Consider the following 18,919-nt stretch of genomic DNA (forward strand, 5'->3'; position numbering starts at 1 on the left):
AATTAAAAGGATAGTCATAAGCTATCCTTTTAATTTTTAAACCAATTCAAAAACTTCATTATTCTTATGAATATACTCCAATAAATTTTTTACTGTTGCTAATTTTATATTTCTACTCATATTATTAAACATTTTACTTGATTCTATTTGAAATTCTTGAACTGGATCTACTTGCTTATATGATCTTAAATTTATCCCTTGCCTTAAATATTCCAAATCTTTTATATATTCTATCCAAAAACTATCAACAGTATCTAAAAGAATTTCTTTTTCAAAATTTTCTTCGTTATTATTCTTAAACAGTAAATATTTCTTTATCATAACTTTTTCTATTTCTACTGATAAATACTTAAACTTGCTTCCAATTATTAAACTATCTATATCCTCAGCGCTAAAATAAAAATTTTCAGCTAAATTTTTATTTATTTCTTTTATATCTTCTTTAGTTATTTCTTCATCTTCATTAAAATTACTTAATAAATCATTAACTAAATAACTTATCATATTTATTATATCATCTTCTATATCATCTGAATCTAAAACTTTATTCCTTTGTTCATATATCACTTTTCTTTGCTTGTTTATAACATCATCAAATCCAATTATATCTTTTCTTGCTGCAAAACTATCCCCTTCAACAGCTCTTTGTGCATTTTCTACCGAAATTATTGCTGATTTATGCTTAATTTCTCCATCTTCACTCTTATTTAAACTTTCTATTATCTTCTTATACTTGCTAGACATATAATTTTTAATTATGTCATCTTCTAAAGAAACATAAAATACACTCTCTCCTACATCACCTTGTCTTCCTGACCTTCCCCTTAATTGATTATCTACACGCCTTGAATCATGCTTTTCTGTCCCAATTACCTTTAAACCACCTAAACCATAAACTTCTTCAGTAAGTTTTATATCTGTTCCTCTTCCAGCCATATTAGTTGCTATTGTAATTGCCCCTTTTTCTCCAGCCTTTGCAACTATTTTAGCTTCCATTTCATGATTTTTAGCGTTCAAAACATTATGTGGTATATTTTTTCTCTTCAATATCGCTGATATATCTTCAGATTTCTGTATGCTAGAAGTACCAACTAATATCGGTTGTCCTGTTTTATTAGTCTTTATTATATCTTCAACAACAGCATAATATTTACTCTTTATATCAATATAAACCTTATCTTTATTATCTATTCTTTGCACTGGTTTATTTGTTGGAACTACTATAACATCTAAAGAATAGATGTCCCTAAATTCTTTTTCTTCAGTATTTACAGTTCCACTCATTCCAGATAATTTTTTATAAAGTTTAAAAAAGTTTTGAAGTGTTATAGTTGCCATAGTTTCAGATTCTTCTTGGATATCTACACCTTCTTTAGCTTCTATTGCTTGATGAAGACCATCTGAAAAACGCCTTCCTTCCATTATCCTGCCTGTTCCTGTATCAACTATCAAAATTTCATCATTCTTATTAACTATATAATCTATATCTTTAACCATAGTATAGTTAGCCCTCATAGCTTGCACTATATGGTGCTGAAGATTTATATTTTTTAAATCTCCATAGTTATCTATTTTAAAATATTCTTCTACTTTTTCTATTCCCATTTCAGTCAAAGTAACTGCTTTTTTCTTATCATCTACTTCAAAATCTCTATCCTTTTTTAAAGTCTTAACAAACTCATCAATATCTATATAATATTCAGTAGGCTCTGCCCCATCTCCCGATATTATAAGCGGAGTTCTCGCCTCATCTATCAAAATTGAATCTATTTCATCTATAATTACATAGTTAAGTTCTCTTTGGACTCTATTTTCTTTGCACTTAACCATATTATCCTTTAAATAATCAAAACCTATTTCACTATTTATTCCATAAACTATATCTTTATTGTAAATTTCTCTTCTTTCATCACCTTTCATATCATGAAGAATTACACCTGTTGTTAATCCTAAAAATTCATGTATTTTCCCTATTTCTTCACAGTCCCTTTTAGCTAGATACTCATTTGATGTAATAACATGAACACCTTTACCTGTTAAGGCATTTAAAAACGCTGGTAATGCTGAAACTAACGTTTTTCCTTCACCAGTTTTCATCTCCGCAACTCTTCCTTGATGAAGAATAATTCCACCAAGTATTTGAACATCATAATGCTTCATGCCTAAAACTCTAAAAGAAGCTTCCCTAACTAAAGCAAAAGCCTCAACTAGCACATCATCTAAAGATTCACCATTTTTTATTCTTTCTTTTAATTCTTCTGTTATTTCCCTTAGCCTTTCATCCTTAATTTTTCCCATTTCATTATCTAAAGCTTTTATTTTTTCTACAATTGGCATTATCCTCTTTATCTCTCTTGAACTATAATCTCCAATAAATCCACTAATTATCTTTTTCAAAATTACCCCTCTTTTATCTATATTATTTTAATTATACAAATATAATATATTCCAATTTAATATCTATATTTGAAATTATAACTTTTTATATCATTTTTATCAATAATTTTACAAAAAGTATTTTAATGGTATAATATATTTATGATTTTTTAAGGAGATGATGATTATTGTCGTTTAATTCATTAATATTCATATTGTTTTTTTTACCATTAATACTTTTTTTGTATTATATTATTAAAGATAAATACAAAAACTTAGTACTTTTATTGGGCAGTATAGTGTTTTATTCCTTTTCTTCAACAAAAACTTTATTAATAATTTTTATAAGTATTCTAGTAAATTATTTTATAGGCATCACTATAAATAAAAGCAAATATAAAAAACATGTATTATTTATTGGTATTTTATTTAATATTTTAATTTTAATTTACTACAAATATGTAAACTTTTTTGTTTCGTCTTTCAGTAATTTTTTAGGACAATATATAAATATTAAATTTTCTCCACTTAGCTTATTAATACCTCTTGGTTTATCTTATATAACATTTCAACAAATTAGCTATATAGTAGATATTTATAGAGATAGTGAAACTAACATTAACTTTTTAGATTATTGTTTATATATATTATTTTTTCCAAAAATAATTTCTGGTCCTATAATTCAGTTTAAAGATGTTAAATCTAACTTTAAATTCAGAGAATATACTGATGATTCTATGAATGATGGAATTTATAGATTTGCCACAGGTCTTGGAAAAAAAATAATAATAGCTAGTACACTTCAAAATGTTGTAGATAAAATATTTGCTTTAGACCCAAACACACTTCCTATGTCATTAGCTTGGCTTGGAATAATAGCATACACTATGCAAATATATTTTGATTTTTCAGGCTATACAGATATGGCGATAGGTATTGCTAAAATGTTCTGTTTTAATCTTCCTGAAAACTTTAATAAGCCATATCTCTCAAAAAGTATAGGAGAATTTTGGAGAAGATGGCATATCACCCTTTCTAATTTTTTAAGAGATTATATATATATTCCTCTTGGTGGTAATAAAGTTTCTAGAAGTAGAATGCTTATAAATACAATGATAGTTTTCTCTTTAAGCGGTATTTGGCATGGAGCCAATTTTACATTTATAATTTGGGGATTTTATCATGGATTTTGGGTTATTATTGAAAAACTTGGCTTTAAAAAATTTTTAAACAAATTACCTAATGCTTTATCTCAAAGTATTACCTTTACCATAGTATCAATTGGCTGGGTATTTTTTAGATCTGACAATGTTAAATATGCAGTAAAATATATTAAAACTTTATTTAACCCTTTTGCTATAAATAGAGTTTTAGATACATCTTTTTTAGGATTAGATAAAAAATTCTTTTTAATATTATTAATTGCACTTTTAATAACTTTAATTCCTAAAATAAAAATTATTAAAAGCAATATTAGCACATTTGCTAACAAGTGTTTTTCTCTTATCATTCTTGTTTACTCTATCGCTATAGTAACCACAGGAAGCTTTAAGCCATTTATATATTTTAAGTTTTAAATATATTAATTGTAGAAAGGGGAAAAACTCTATGAAAAAAGATATTATTAAACATAAGAAAAATATAAAGATTATAAATTTTATAAAAAGAAAATGGTATTTATGTGGATTTTTAATTATAATATTTCTTCCCTTAATTCAAATGAATTTAAATATTTTTAATACTTCTACAATAAATGAAAAGAGGGAAAAAGCACAAAAACCTGTATTTAATAAAAACGAAGACATTTCAATTTATCTACAAAATTATGAAACTTATTTTAATGATAATTTTGGATTTAGAGAAAATTTTATAAAACTTGCCAATACAATAGATGTTAAGGTATTTAATATTTCATCAAACTCTAATGTTATTTTAGGTAAAAATAATTACTTATATTCTTATGAAGAAACTAATGATTATAATAAGATAAATACTTTAACCGATGAACAAATAAATACTATTTTAAATAAGTTATCTTATTTTCAAAAAAAGCTAGCTGAAAGAGGTATCGATTTTGTATTTACTGTTGCTCCTAATAAAAGCACCATTTACCCTGAATTTATGCCCTATGAAAGTTTAAATGAAAATGGTCAAAATAATCTTGATAAAATAAATAACTCTATAAATAATTATTCTATAAATTATATAAACTATAAAAATCTTATGATAAATAATAAAAAAAATTATGAACTTTATTATAAAAGAGATACTCATTGGAATACGGTTGCGTCTACTTTAGCCTCTAATGAACTTTTAAATTATTTTTCAACTAAATATAATTCTGATTTTGGCTCAGTTTCTCCTATAAATATCAGAAAAGACCATAGACAAGGAGATTTAGACGATCTACTAGGTATTAAAACAGATATACTTGAAACTACATGTGATATTAATACAATAGAAACTGATAATAAACTTCCAAAAACTCTTGTTTATATGGATTCTTTCTATAATGATGTTTTACCATGTGTAAATAACTTTTTTATTCAACGAATTGATATGCATAATTTAAATTCACCGGTTCATAGTAATTTTTCTATGTATTCACCAAATTCAAAAATAGTCATTTTTGAAATTGTTGAAAGATATATACCAGAACTATTAAACTATGATTTTAGTGTATTTGATGACTGTATGGATGATTTTGAGTCCAATTTATCAAAAAATACATTAGACTTAAATTCAGGAGTTTTTAAGAACGTAGCAAAATTTACAGATATATCACCGTTTAGATTTTCTTCACTATCTGAGGACTCATATATAACATGGAATACAAACATTAAAACTTTGGATTATATATACTTAGATTTAAATAATCTAGATGAATATAAAATAATTACTCTATATTGGGCAAAAGAAAATGAAGATTTTACAGATGAAAGTTCTATTGATATACTGTTGAAACCTGGAAAATGTAAATATCAAATTCCTGTTGTCAATAATAATACAAACATAGATAAAATAAGATTAGCATTTAATAATAAACCTAATGTTGACTTAAATATTAACTCTATTGATCTTTATACTAAAAATAATTAAATATTAACAATGTAAAATTAATTATAAAGCCTTGAAAATATTACTTCAAGGCTTTCATATAGTATTATAGATTTTTAAACAATATCTTAAAATCCATCCCATCATGTTTAGGTAGCAACAAAATTTCTTTAAATGGTATTAGTATATTTTTCATTACTACTTTATTAGCGGGTATAAGACAACTATTATTTTCAAATTTAATCACACTTTCATATATTATAAGATTATTTGAAGTTGTAATAACAATAGGTAATGTTGCTATACTTAAATCTTTTACAAAAGAATTTCTAATAATCAAACTTATAAAATACCCATCTTCAATATACATCTTTTTAAATATATTAATAGCTAAACTATTTTCATTTATCTTTGGTAAATTCGCAATAAATTTATTAAACTCTCGCTTAATAATATACCCTTTAAATTTAGGCTCTATATTAAATTCCAATTCTATTGGTTCATACTTTTCTAAATTATTTAAATTACCTATATTTATTTCAAATGAATTTAAATCATAAAATTCTTCTAATAAGATTTTCTTGATTCTCAATTCTTTAAAAACTGCCTGTGCCATTTTTATCTCTTCTTCTACATATAAAACCTTATTTATTTTATTTTTACCACAGGTAATCACGAAAGGCAAAGATTTTACTAAAATATCTTTTTTAGAAGTATTAATTATATAAATTCCAATTTCTATATAGTCCTCTTTCTCATATATATATGATTTATAAATATATAAATTATTACTTCTTAATTCTTCATTTTTTAACACATTAAAAAGTTCTTCTTTTAAAAATTCTTTTAAAAATTCACTCTCATGAATTTTGCTTTTCATTTCCACATTATTAAAATCTAGTTTTCTAATTTCCATAATTTTATCCACCTTTAAGTGTTAATTATAATAGCATTTAATCTATTTTGTTTTTTTATAAATTCCAAAATTTTATTTACATCATCATAAAAATCATTCATTTCATAATATTTTTTTTCATTTTCCAAAATATTTTCTATTATAATACCTCTATATATTTTAGGAACATTAATTAAATTTCCTATTAATAAATTTAACAAAATATCTCTTTTTTCTTTATAACTCTCTAAACTGTTATACCTATATATTAAATAATACTTATTCACCAATAAACTAAACTCTTTATAATTATTTATAATATTCTTATTTAATAAAGATTTAAATTCGCTACTTTCATAAAAATCATTATCATATTTATCTTTAAAAATATTTTTAATATCTTTAAATTTACATTTATTTAAGTTTTTTATTTTTCCATTAATTTTTTCTTCAAAAAAAACATAAATATCATCTAAAAATTCATAGTTTTTATAATTAAAATTCTTTAAAAACCTTTCTATTACTTCCAAATCTTCTATTGAAGGATTATAATTTTGATATAAATTTTTATCTAGTAACTCTTCAATTTTCACATTATCTCTTATTGCCTTTATTTCTTCTATAAGTGGTGTATTTTCATCATCATATTCAAAAGTAATTTGACTACTTAAAAAATTAAAAAAACCTCTTATTTTGAGCAAAATATTCATAGAATCTATAATATTCTTACAATCCATATTTTTATAAAAAAGAATTATTTCTTTAATTTTAAATAAAATAGTTGCATCACTAAATCTTTTATCACCATACTCTGTTAACTCTTTTAAAATAAGCAAAATCTCACTAGCTTCTTCTAAATCACATTTATTTAAAGCTTTTTTATAATTAGCTAAACAACTATTAATATCTAAATCTAACGTATTAAGATTACAAATATCACCAATGTTTATAACAAAATCATTACTATCGTTATTTTCCCTTATATCTATAACATATTTTTTATCCATAAATTCCTCTTGCAAAATTTAATTTTTGTAAAACAACAAGAGTTACCTCTTAAAGAAGTAATTTAAACTTATTCTTGAGATAACTCTTAAAATCAATCTATTAATATATTAAAATTTTTATTTTAAACCGTTAAGTACTGTTCTTACTTGTGTATAATCTTTATAAGGTGTCAATTCTCCTTTACTATTAACGGAAGCTTCATAGAATTTATCAGCTAATTCTACTGAAATCTCATTAGTTGTTATTGCCTTTAAAGCATTACGTAATGGAAGTGTTACGTCATCAACACTCTTAGTTCTAATACGTTTTAAATCTTCTAAAGCATTTTGCAAATCATTTAAATTTTCTTTAACTTTATTTGCTTGTGCTATAACTTCAAGTTTTACTAAACTTTCATTAACATCTGTAAAAGTTAATTTCCCATTCACACATGTTACTCTTAATAATTGTTCAGCAGTATCCTGCTTATTTTGTGACGATAAATTATTAAATTCAGCTATTTTATTACTCTCAGCAAAAGATCTTAAAGCAACTAACATATCTTTAAGATTTGTTGCATTAACTACTTGTACTTTATCATTTAATATTTTTATATAGTTATTTATTTCTTTTAATTCTTCATTATTTCCAAATTTATCTTTAATATTGTTCTTATCCATATAGTATGCATCTATATTTTCAGCTTTTACATTATCTAAACCTAAATCTGTATTTTGTAGCGCTTTTAAGATAGCCTCCTTATTATCACCTTGTAAAGCTTCTTTTAACGCATCTTTAGCTGTAGTTAAATTTTGTGTATTTATTTCATTAATACATTTTTGTATATTCTCTAATGTTTCTATCCAATTATTTTCAACTTTATATTTTATTTTGTCCTTATATTGTTTCATATAATCTTGATTTACTTTCTCGATATACTTTGCTTCAACACCTTGATTTAGTACATTATTAAATTGCTCTTGTGTTCCATTTACTGAAACTTCTTTTATTAAATTTATATATTCAGTTTTGCCTTCTCCTTTATCAAGTTCAGCATTAACTTTATCTATTATATCTTGAACATCCTTAACTTTTTCTAATTTAGCTTTTTGCAATTCCTTTAAATATTTATCTGCTCTCTCTTCATTATAAGCGACTAAACCTTTATATTCTTTTTTAGCTAAAACAACTTTTAGGGCTTCAGTAGTTCCAGCCTCTTTAACATCTTCAACAAAATTTACTTCTGTCAAGTTAAATTTTTCCCCATTTATAGTCCAAACTCCTGTTGGTCTATTTGATAAATAGTTATTAAATGCAAATTTTGCCTCTGTAGCACCTTTTTTTATTGTATCTATTGATTTTACTTTAACTTCCTTTCCATTGTCATCTAAAACAGTTAAAGTAACATTGTCTAAACTTTTTTCTAAAGCATCAAAAGTTACTCTTATTCCAGCTTTATCAAAAGTAGCACCTGTTATTTTCAAATTGTATAACTTTACATCCTCTAAATTTATAAGATCAAGTTTCACTTTTAAAACATTATTTGCACAATTCTTAGCATCTTCATTTACTGAAGTTGAAAGACTTGCTACTAATTCTTTTGCCTCATTTAAAGCATCTTTTGCCTTCTTTAAATTATCCTCATTTTTATCTTTTTCAAATGCTTTATAAGCCTTTTCAGCGTCTTCTGTAGCATTAGTAGCCTTATCAATTAATTTTTGTTGAACTAAATCTATTGCAGATGTATAAGAACTTCTCCAAACCGCTGGTAATTCAGGTTCTATTGTGGCAAATGCCTCATTTATATCAGCTTGTCTACCACTTTCTTGCGCCTTAGTTATAGCTGTAACTATTTTAACTAATTTAGGATGTTGAACCTCATCAACTAAACTTGACCAAGTACAAGCTGCATTTATTAAATTTTCATCTTTTCTTTCATCCCCTATATGTCTTAATTCCCATATAAGTTCCATAGCTGCATTTATATCAGTTTGCTTTTCTGTTTCTTGAGCTTTTCTCATAGCATCATATGCATTTTTATATAAAGCATCTATATCCACTGTTGTTGCCATTACTGGTGTTGCAATACTCATTACAGACATTGTAGCCAAAGCCCCTGCTAATGTTTTTTGTAAATTTTTACTCATTAATTTTTCCCCCTAATTTATCTCTTTCTTTAATTTGTTTTATTTTACAATAATTATTTTATCATATATTAAATTCTTTTTCTACCTTAATATGTAATATAAAACTTTTTATTGTTAATTTTCTGTGAATACATAAATTATATTAAATAAAAAATAATAGGATAAAACAACTTATCCTATTACTCCTCTTCTTAGTGATTTTATCTTATCTATTCTTTTTTCTTTTAAATATTTAGTACATTTTAATAATCTAGTTGTATAAAAAAATATTGGGAAAACTCCTTTTATTTTATTGCTTCCTAAATCTTTATACTTTTTATAAAACTTCATTCTATTTCTTGTATTCCACTCTATTGCAAAAGGAGATTCCTCTTCTCCTGATGATGCACTCACCTTATGATATATTTTACTTTTTGAATTATATATAATTTTATATCCATTATTTTTTACCATAACGCAAAAATCTACATCTTCATAATACATAAAATATTCTTCTGGAAGTAATCCCACCGTTTCAAAAACTTCTTTTTTAATTAACATTAAACATCCAGTAGCAAAAGTTATTTCTTTGATTTCTTCTACCGTGCTAAAATTTCCTCTTTCATTCAAATGATATCCATAAAATTTATTCCAATCTATTTCTCCACCATTGTACCAAATCTTATTTCTATCATAATAATTCATTATAAGCCCAGTTGTTATACCAATATTTTTGTCTTTTTCAGCAGTTTCAATTAATACATCTAAAAAATTTTCCTCAACTGTTGTATCATTATTTATTAATAAAATATAATCTGCCCCATTGTCTAGTGCATACTTTATGCCAACATTATTTCCATATGCAAAACCACCATTTTTATTAGACTCTAAAACTATATACTTGTCTTTAAAATAGCTTCTTAAAGTTTTAATAGATTCATCTCTCGAATCATTATCCACAATAATTATTTCAAAATTTTTATACTTTATTTTTTCTAAACTCTCTACACATTCTATTGTATCTTTAGAATTTTTATAATTTAAAATAATTATAGCTACTTTCTTCAACTTATCACATCCTTAGTTTTTAAATTCTTTCTAATATCAACAATTTTGCCATCTTTGTTTATACTTATTTTTAAAACTTTAGCCCTATAAATTTCAATAGCTAAACATAATAATATATTTAATATAAGTATTGGGATTTTTAAAGAATTATCAAAAACACTCCAAAGTAAAATATTTATAACGTTTATAGAAATCATAATTGAACCTAAAGCTGATATTTTTATTTTTCTCTTTATAAGCCTTATTGAAAAATATGCAATTCCAACATATATAAATACATATACTATAAGACCAATATAGCCTAAATCTTGCATAGCTTGTGGAATAAAAGATAATACATTTAATCCTACACTATCTTGTAAATATGGAGTATATCCAACTCTCCCCATAATCCATGCCTTATAAGATGCACCAAGACCTAAAATATTAGCACCAAGTTTTATAAATGGATATAATAAATTATTAAAAAATGTAAAATCAACACTTTGATTTATTATAGAATATGATGCATTTTCAAGTGGACTCGTTAAATAAATATAACTCCACAAAGAACCAGAACTCATCCAATCGGGTGCTTGATAATGTTCATTTATAGTTTTATGAAAAATGTTTTCTAACACATATTTCATTCTAAGATCACCTATATACCCAAAAAATTCTAAGAATACTATAAGTAATATAACCAAAGTTGCTATCATTGCAATAAACTTTTTATTAGATATATTCTTTCTTCCATTTATAAGATTATATATTTCGTATATATATATAGCTGCTACTATAAATGCTATTGGTCCTCTATTTAATGTTAAAACTAGTGTGCCAATACTTATTAAAAAAAGTAATAAATCAATTTTCTTTTTATTAATTCTAAATAAAATATATTTTAACTGAGCACAAAAGGCTAACATATATATAATATAAGCTGAATAATGCCCAAGTTGTTGTTTATTTATTTTATTTTCACTTAATATTGCTAATCCATTTTTATATACACTAACTAAAAACAATAATAATGCAATTACTATTATTACATTCGTAAAATTTGAATAAATCTTAATACTTCTCTTATCATCTTTTAAATCTCTAACAATATTTATAACATCTTTTTCTGTTATATAACTTTTAAAACCAACTATTAAAAATATACTGCATATTATCATAACAACTAAATTTATTTGCCAAGTTGGATTATAAAGTCCACTAAGTTGCATGTTGTACATACCAATATTAAATAACCAAAGCATAGCCATTATTTTTACTGCATCAGTAACTATTGCTAACCCTTGTTTTTTATACCCAACAAAAAGTACACTTCCAAAGATTAAAAGCTGTAAAACCCCTATAAAATAAAACACTAATTTTCCCCCTTATTTATCACATTGTATATTTCTCTTGCTGTTTTATTCCATGAAAATTTGTTTATATTTTTTTCAGACCTTCTTAAAAGTTCATTACGTAACTTATTATCCTTTATAGCTAATTCTATTTTTTTCCTTACATCATTTACATCATTCAAATCTAAAACTAATGCACTATCTCCATAAACCTCAGGAAGTGATGAATTATTTCCACACAAAACTAAAGCACCACAAGCCATAGCTTCTAAAATTGGAAGTCCAAATCCTTCATATAAAGTTGTATATAAGAAACCTTTAGAACATCCATAAAGTGTTGGTAAATCTTCATCTGGAACATATCCTACAAACTTAACTTTTTCTTCTATATTAAGTTCCTTTACTAAAGCTTTTAATTTTAATATATAATATGAATCTTTACCTACAATTATTAATTTACAATTATCTATCTCTTCAAAAGCTTTTATAGCAACTTCTATATTTTTATGTGGATATGATGCACCAACCATAACCATATAATCATAATCTATATGATACTTATTTAATATTTTTCTATTTATATTTTTTTTGTTAAATAAATTTTTATCATATCCATTATAAATTACTGATATTTTATTCTCTTGTATCTGATAAATATCTATTAAATCATTTTTTGTGCTTTCAGAAATACATATTATCTTATCTGATTTTTTTATTAAAATAGGCATAAGATATTTATAATAAATATACTGATGCTTAGCCACTTTAGGATAACGTATTGGAATCAAATCATGAATGGTCATTATTTGTTTGGCTGGTGATAAAATGCTTATATATTGAAAAGGATGGTATATTATATCATCTTTCCCCCCTTTAAAAGGCAATGCAAATTGTGTCCATAAAAACCTAGCTAATCCCCCTACTTTTTTATAACTTGGCTTTACATACTTATTTATAATTTTTGTATTAACCCCATCTATCTCTACTGGAGATAATACCTCCACATTGTTTTCAATATTATTTATCTCCTGCACTACATTCTTTGCATACACACCAAGCCCTGTGGGTTTTTCATGCAATATACTACAATTTATAATAACCTTATTTCTCATTTAATTTCCTCCTAATGTTACAGCATCACTAGAATAATCAATTCTTATTTATTAATACAACTAACTTTTCTTTAATGTTTATTACCCTTGCGTATTTAATATATTTTTTTAATTGCTTTAATAAAAATATTATGGGAGCTATAATGATAATTTGTAGGATAGGTACTAAAATTACACCATTAAAAATACTATTCACATTCAAAGCCGAACTAAAAAATATTAAAAATACTTTCTTTATAAAATCTAATACTCTAATATGAAAAGCAAGTATTATAATAGTGTTACTACCTACAAATCTTATAATCCTTTTTTGTTTTATTAACTTAGATACTACTATTATTATATATATACCTAAAAAAGAATTGCTTATGAACAAAAGAATATTATTATATTGACTAGAATACATATCAACTCTTCCATTTAATTGATTAAAAATTATAAGTAACACTAAACTTATAAGCATACATATATAATCTACTATTTGAGGTTTATATATATTTAACTTATTTTTTAATAAAAAACCAGTTCCATAAAATAATACTCCTACTAATGCTACATCAAAACTCCATAAAAAATTAATTTTCAAAATATCATTTAACAAAAAACCAACACTAGATACTACTATTATTGATATTAATACAAAGACTTTTTTCTTTATTTTACTTATAAAATAAAATATTATTGATGTAATAAATAAACATGGTAAAAACCAAAGTTGCAACCCCCATGCCATATTATCTACACCTTGACAATAGAATATTCCAACAAAATTTCTAAGTATATCATTCTTATATAAAACTATTCCTTGAAAATTCATTAATAATATCCAAAGAAAATATAAAAATAAAGATAACTCAAAATATGGAATTACAATATTTCTAAGTCTTTTTTTAATAACTTCCTTTAAAGAATCAGAATTACCTTTATAAGTAAGTCCAGATATAAAAAAGAACAATGGTATATGAAACGAATATATATAATTAGTTAAAATAGTATCATTGTGACCTATTAATACTAAAATCATTGCTATTCCTCTTAATATGTCTATATATTCTATTCTCTTATTATCTATTTCACCACTTTTTTCTAATTGAAATCCCATACCTCTCCTTTTACTTCTTTAGCTACCTTTAAATACTATTTATTATTTCTATAAAATAATTTTTCCATTGTTGTGGTAACGCCTCTGGCATATAATTTATAGCTTTCTCTTTATCATCTAATTTTTTCGTTTCACTATATATATTTATCTTTTCTTGTATCCTATCTAATATTTCTTGTTGTTTTCCATCTAATAAAACACCCCAAGGTATAACATCATTATCTACATTATTGTCATCATTAACATCTAAATAAAATTCTTTATATTGTTTAATGGCTTGTCGTGCCTCATTTATTTTTACTTGTATTGCTTCATTATTTAAATTTTCACTACTTAAAGCATTAACTGTCGATTCATATGCTATCTTATGAAGATTGTTAATTTCTGAATCAATTAGAATTTGCTTTTGCGCACTATAATGAACTATGCATGCAAATGCTATTACCACAGAAGCTATGCAAATAGAAAGTATATTAGTTTTTACATTTAATTTTTTACTGTTATCCTTTTGATTATTATATTTAATTAAGAAAGGAAATAATATCCAAAAACTTATCATAGAAAACATATCTGCATTAAACCATGATATTATTACACCTATAAAACTTACTAATAATGAAATTCCAAGAATATCATTTTGTCTTACTTTCAATTGCTGTATCATTGAAAATATCATATAAATAAGCATACTTGTCCATATAATTACTCCAATTATTCCCTGTTCAGCAATTATTCTAGAAAACAAACTAAATACAGGTGGCCATGCATTATTATCTTCACTAATCCATCTTCTAACTTCATCAGAAGTCATAGCTTTTTCATCTAAATATTTTTCTGCATAAAAACCATATTGTCCAAGTCCAACTCCTACAAAAGGATTATCTAATCCGATTTGAACTGCACTTCTTTGCATACCATTTCTAGCTACATTAGACATATTATTTTTGTCTGATAATGAATTAATTAAGCTACTTATACTTATTTGTGAAACACTATTTACATCTGTCTTTACTTTAGATATCACTGTATTGTTGATAACAAAAAACATGCTTATAATTCCTATGGCCATATATATTACTATTTTTTTATTCTGCTTAGATGTTTTAAATATTAAAATGCATATTGAATACATAAACACTTGTAAAAAAGTTATTGCATATGCTGTTCTTGATTTAGAAAATACAATTAAAATTAAAAGATACACATTAATCAAAGCAAATAATATTTTTCGTTTATTAGTTTTTTCAGTATATATATAACTCATTATCCAAGGTAATATAAAAGCACAATATACACCAAAATAAGATACCTCACCAGTTACTGTCCTTATACCCTTTGGATAAACTTCCCCTCTAAAATAGGTTTGTATAAAGTATGATGTTTTACTTATAATAAAAGAAAAATCTACTACATTTAAAATATTTAATAGTTCTATAAAACCATAAATTCCAACAGGTATTAGTGAAAAACATATATATTTTCTTAATTTTAGTAAGTCTATATTTTTAATTTTTATAACTACACTACTCGAATAACTTATTAAAAGTAAAAATGCTAAAACCATAAGTTGTAGTATTAACTTTTGTATGCCAGACCTTCCTTTAAAAGAATTTCCTAAAATACTACTAAAATTTATACCTATACTTATACATACCCAAAGACAATATACAGCAAGTATTTTCACTTCCATAGTATTCTTTAAATAAAATTTTCTATTTTTTAAAGTATAGAAAAATATTATAGATATTATTATTAAAAATGGATATACACTTGCTTTTACACTTAATTCCCCTAACACTTTATCAAAGTATGGAATATTATCAAAAGGAATTAATATTATTGCTGTTATAAATAACATTTCAATTATCTTAATAATTTTTTTATTTTCTATTAATGGAGCATTCTTATTAACAGAGAAATTTTTATTAATTAAACTTTTCATACTATCCCCTTTATCTATAAAAGCCTATTAATTTTTTATGAAATGCTCCCAAAATTCTATTAACATATACGATATGAAAAATATAATAATCAATTATTTTACATAAATTCTTAAGTTTAAAATTTAGGGATTTATTTCCTAAATACATATTTTCAAAAGCTAATATATTTATTCTTTTTTGTAATATTTTCTTTTCATCACTTTGAACTTTATTTATAAAATATTTTGATGTTTCTATAGCGCTACTATTAAGTTCTTTCCAATTATTACTATAATTGTTACCATGAAGATTATAATAAAATAATTTTTTAGATATATAATCAATTTTTAAATTAGGATTATTTAAAAACATATTTATATATGCCGCCCAATCATCAGCTCCCTTAAATTCTTCTGAGCATCCCGTAAAAAAATTATTATTTATAATAGATTTAGAAAAGACAACTTGTCCTGGTGTACTTATCTTATTTGCTCTTAAAAAAGTTTTCCTTCTAAGTTTTGGTCTAACATAATAAAGAGGTGCTTTCTTTCCATTAACTTTATTACATATATATCCATTAACCAAAATTACTTTAGAATCCGCCTCTATATTATTCTTTATATACGTAAAATAATTTTCATCTAAATTATCATCTTGGTCTAAAAATATAACATAATCCCCTGTTGCTAACTTAATTGCTTTATTCCTAGACTTTGCAACCCCCAAATTTTCTTGGTTTTCTAATAATATTATTTTATCTTTATACTCATTTTTGAGTTTCTTAAATATTTTATCTCTATCCTCCATGCTATCTATTATCACTATATATTCTAAATTAATCTCATCTTTTACATTTTCATATGAATTAAAAACAGAATTTATAGTGTTAAATATAGTTTTTTCACCTCTATAATAAGGAGTTATAACTGTAACTTTTTTCATTTTATCCCCCTATCTTACCCCTATTAATAGCTAATTAACCCATTAACTCTACTTATAAATGATATATAACTATTTTTACATTTATCAAATTTAAAAGTTAATAAATAGTATAAAGTTTTTATCATATGATATCCTTGAGCTTTAACAAATAACATTATAGTATTTATATCCAAATTACTTTTTACAAATGCACCAAAACCCAAGCCATAACTATATATCTTTTCTCTACTCATATTTTCATTGCTATCATAATGTGGATGATATATCTTTATATCACTTTTATATAAAACTTTATTATTAGCCTTTAAATTTCTATATAAAATATCTGAATCTTCGCACGAACCAAATTTAGCACCTGCCCCTAAATTTTCATTAAATAATAGACTTGTATTTTCCTTTTTTAAAAACATTGTTACTGAAGAACACGATGTATAAAAATTACTTTTATTAACCTCAAAATTTTCTTTTTTCCATGTTCTTAAAGAATTACTTCCATCTCTTTCAATAATCCTTCCCATTACTATATTAGAATCTGATGTGTTTAAATAATTATTTACCTTTATTAAAGTGTCACTAATGTATTCACAATCATCATCTGGAAAAGCTATTATATCCCCAGTTGCTTTGCTTAAACCTATATTTCTATTTCTAGCTAACCCCTTAACATTTGACTTAATATATATTATTTTAAAATCATTTTCATATTTTTTTATTATAGGTTTTAAATTTATTTTGTCATTTTGATCAACAATTATAACCTGTATTTTTTCTTTAGGATAATCGTTAATTTTCAATTTAGATAAAAACTCCCCTACTTCTTTTTCTCGCCCATAGGTTGCCATTATTAAAGAAAATTTCAATTTTTTTATTTTGACCACATCCCACTTTTGTATTCTTCAGTATAGTATTAGTTATACATCTTCTCATAATATTTTTGGTATGCACCACTAGTTACATTTTCCATCCACTCTTTATTTTCTAAATACCATTTTATTGTTTTCTTTATTCCAACTTCAAATGTCGTTTCAGGAAACCAACCGAGTTCTTCCTTTATCTTAGTCGGGTCAATTCCATATCTCTTATCATGACCTTTTCTATCCTCAACATATTTAATTAAATTTTCTGTTACTTTGTTATCTACATTTTCATTTATATAACCTATAACAGTTTTAACTATTTGAATATTTGTCCTTTCATTATGTCCACCGACATTATAAACTTCACCAACTCGTCCATTATTTATAACCATATCAATTGCCTTTGCATGATCTTCAACAAAAAGCCAATCCCTTATATTTAGTCCATCACCATACACCGGCAAATCCTTAAGATTTAAACAATTATTTATAAGCAGTGGTATAAGTTTTTCTGGAAATTGGAATGGACCGTAATTATTTGAACATCTAGTTATATTTATTGGCATTTTATAAGTATCATGATATGCTTTAACCATAAGGTCTGAACTTGCTTTACTTGATGAATATGGACTATGAGGATCTAAAGGTGTAGTTTCCATAAAGTATCCTGTATCGCCTAATGAACCATAAACCTCATCAGTTGATACATGTAAAAACTTAACACCCTCTTTCCATACCCCTTCTCGATTTTCCCAAGCATCCTTTGCACAGCTTAAAAGATTAACTGTTCCCATAACATTAGTTTTAGCAAAAACTTCTGGTTCTCTTATACTTCTATCTACATGAGACTCTGCCGCAAAATGAGCTACATAATCTATTTCATATTTTTCAAAAAGACTTGAAACTAATCCCCTATCACATATATCACCTTGGACAAATATATGTCTTTTATCATTTTCCACTGATTTTAAATTTTCCAAATTTCCTGCATAAGTTAATTTATCTAAATTTATTATTCTTATATCATCATATTTTTGTAACATATATAAAACAAAATTTGATCCTATAAAACCTGCTCCACCTGTAACTAAATATGTCTTCATTTAAAATTCCCCCTTAGCTTTTATCATTAAAGTCTATA

The 18,919-nt window shown here is 24.5% G+C and carries 14 protein-coding genes; 2 read left to right on the top strand and 12 right to left on the bottom strand.

Features of this window, described 5'->3' with window-relative positions:
• Positions 1 to 36: 36 nt before the first annotated feature.
• A complete protein-coding gene (gene secA / locus DR020_RS02215; protein ID WP_112365142.1) occupies positions 37 to 2,397 on the bottom strand; it encodes a preprotein translocase subunit SecA in 2,361 nt (786 codons plus the stop codon).
• Positions 2,398 to 2,675: 278 nt separating this feature from the next.
• On the opposite strand from secA, the gene DR020_RS02220 reads away from it, so the two are divergent.
• Together DR020_RS02220 and DR020_RS02225 are read left to right on the top strand one after the other, a co-directional pair.
• On the top strand, positions 2,676 to 3,953 hold the full coding sequence (locus tag DR020_RS02220; RefSeq protein ID WP_160110433.1) for an MBOAT family O-acyltransferase: 1,278 nt from the start codon (positions 2,676 to 2,678) through the stop codon (positions 3,951 to 3,953).
• A gap of 31 nt (positions 3,954 to 3,984) precedes the next feature.
• Positions 3,985 to 5,475 carry an alginate O-acetyltransferase AlgX-related protein gene (locus DR020_RS02225; protein WP_112365144.1) on the top strand — a complete coding sequence of 497 codons (1,491 nt, stop codon included), beginning with the start codon at positions 3,985 to 3,987 and terminating at the stop codon, positions 5,473 to 5,475.
• Positions 5,476 to 5,539: 64 nt separating this feature from the next.
• Here the strand turns inward: DR020_RS02225 and DR020_RS02230 are convergent, their stop codons facing one another.
• From DR020_RS02230 to rfbB, 11 genes are all read right to left on the bottom strand, one after another.
• Positions 5,540 to 6,349 carry an SLAP domain-containing protein gene (locus DR020_RS02230; RefSeq protein ID WP_112365145.1) on the bottom strand — a complete coding sequence of 270 codons (810 nt, stop codon included), beginning with the start codon at positions 6,347 to 6,349 and terminating at the stop codon, positions 5,540 to 5,542.
• Between the two features lie 14 nt (positions 6,350 to 6,363).
• Positions 6,364 to 7,335, bottom strand: a complete 972-nt coding sequence (locus DR020_RS02235) for a hypothetical protein (RefSeq protein WP_112365146.1) — start codon at positions 7,333 to 7,335, stop codon at positions 6,364 to 6,366.
• Positions 7,336 to 7,452: 117 nt separating this feature from the next.
• Positions 7,453 to 9,462, bottom strand: a complete 2,010-nt coding sequence (locus DR020_RS02240; RefSeq protein ID WP_112365147.1) for a hypothetical protein — start codon at positions 9,460 to 9,462, stop codon at positions 7,453 to 7,455.
• A 171-nt stretch (positions 9,463 to 9,633) separates the two neighbouring features.
• Complete coding sequence (locus DR020_RS02245; RefSeq protein ID WP_112365148.1) at positions 9,634 to 10,509, bottom strand: glycosyltransferase family 2 protein; 876 nt, start codon at positions 10,507 to 10,509, stop codon at positions 9,634 to 9,636.
• Complete coding sequence (locus DR020_RS02250; protein ID WP_112365149.1) at positions 10,506 to 11,864, bottom strand: O-antigen polymerase; 1,359 nt, start codon at positions 11,862 to 11,864, stop codon at positions 10,506 to 10,508. Before DR020_RS02250 ends, DR020_RS02245 begins: the two co-directional genes overlap by 4 nt.
• Positions 11,864 to 12,955 carry a glycosyltransferase family 4 protein gene (locus DR020_RS02255; protein WP_112365150.1) on the bottom strand — a complete coding sequence of 364 codons (1,092 nt, stop codon included), beginning with the start codon at positions 12,953 to 12,955 and terminating at the stop codon, positions 11,864 to 11,866. The genes DR020_RS02250 and DR020_RS02255 overlap by 1 nt, the downstream gene beginning before the upstream one ends.
• A gap of 37 nt (positions 12,956 to 12,992) precedes the next feature.
• Positions 12,993 to 14,057, bottom strand: coding sequence for an acyltransferase family protein (locus tag DR020_RS02260; RefSeq protein ID WP_112365151.1), 1,065 nt, complete (start codon positions 14,055 to 14,057; stop codon positions 12,993 to 12,995).
• A 28-nt stretch (positions 14,058 to 14,085) separates the two neighbouring features.
• Positions 14,086 to 15,999 carry an O-antigen ligase family protein gene (locus tag DR020_RS02265; RefSeq protein WP_112365152.1) on the bottom strand — a complete coding sequence of 638 codons (1,914 nt, stop codon included), beginning with the start codon at positions 15,997 to 15,999 and terminating at the stop codon, positions 14,086 to 14,088.
• A gap of 10 nt (positions 16,000 to 16,009) precedes the next feature.
• Positions 16,010 to 16,921 carry a glycosyltransferase family 2 protein gene (locus DR020_RS02270; protein WP_112365153.1) on the bottom strand — a complete coding sequence of 304 codons (912 nt, stop codon included), beginning with the start codon at positions 16,919 to 16,921 and terminating at the stop codon, positions 16,010 to 16,012.
• A gap of 23 nt (positions 16,922 to 16,944) precedes the next feature.
• Entirely contained in the window at positions 16,945 to 17,781 is an 837-nt protein-coding gene (locus DR020_RS02275; protein WP_235865650.1) for a glycosyltransferase family 2 protein, read from the bottom strand.
• A gap of 47 nt (positions 17,782 to 17,828) precedes the next feature.
• On the bottom strand, positions 17,829 to 18,881 hold the full coding sequence (rfbB, locus tag DR020_RS02280) for a dTDP-glucose 4,6-dehydratase (RefSeq protein WP_112365154.1): 1,053 nt from the start codon (positions 18,879 to 18,881) through the stop codon (positions 17,829 to 17,831).
• Between the last annotated feature and the right edge of the window lie 38 nt (positions 18,882 to 18,919).

Origin of the sequence: Sarcina ventriculi, from assembly GCF_900456775.1 — a bacterium.
Taxonomy (GTDB): Bacteria; Bacillota; Clostridia; order Clostridiales; family Clostridiaceae; genus Sarcina; species Sarcina ventriculi.

What these genes read in the sequence shown, in the direction of transcription:
- DR020_RS02225 (WP_112365144.1), top strand. Translation starts at nt 3,985, where the DNA reads ATGAAAAAAGATATTATTAAACATAAGAAAAATATAAAGATTATAAAT.
- DR020_RS02230 (WP_112365145.1), bottom strand. Translation starts at nt 6,349, where the DNA reads ATGGAAATTAGAAAACTAGATTTTAATAATGTGGAAATGAAAAGCAAA.
- DR020_RS02235 (WP_112365146.1), bottom strand. Translation starts at nt 7,335, where the DNA reads ATGGATAAAAAATATGTTATAGATATAAGGGAAAATAACGATAGTAAT.
- DR020_RS02240 (WP_112365147.1), bottom strand. Translation starts at nt 9,462, where the DNA reads ATGAGTAAAAATTTACAAAAAACATTAGCAGGGGCTTTGGCTACAATG.
- DR020_RS02255 (WP_112365150.1), bottom strand. Translation starts at nt 12,955, where the DNA reads ATGAGAAATAAGGTTATTATAAATTGTAGTATATTGCATGAAAAACCC.
- DR020_RS02260 (WP_112365151.1), bottom strand. Translation starts at nt 14,057, where the DNA reads ATGGGATTTCAATTAGAAAAAAGTGGTGAAATAGATAATAAGAGAATA.
- DR020_RS02265 (WP_112365152.1), bottom strand. Translation starts at nt 15,999, where the DNA reads ATGAAAAGTTTAATTAATAAAAATTTCTCTGTTAATAAGAATGCTCCA.
- DR020_RS02270 (WP_112365153.1), bottom strand. Translation starts at nt 16,921, where the DNA reads ATGAAAAAAGTTACAGTTATAACTCCTTATTATAGAGGTGAAAAAACT.
- rfbB (WP_112365154.1), bottom strand. Translation starts at nt 18,881, where the DNA reads ATGAAGACATATTTAGTTACAGGTGGAGCAGGTTTTATAGGATCAAAT.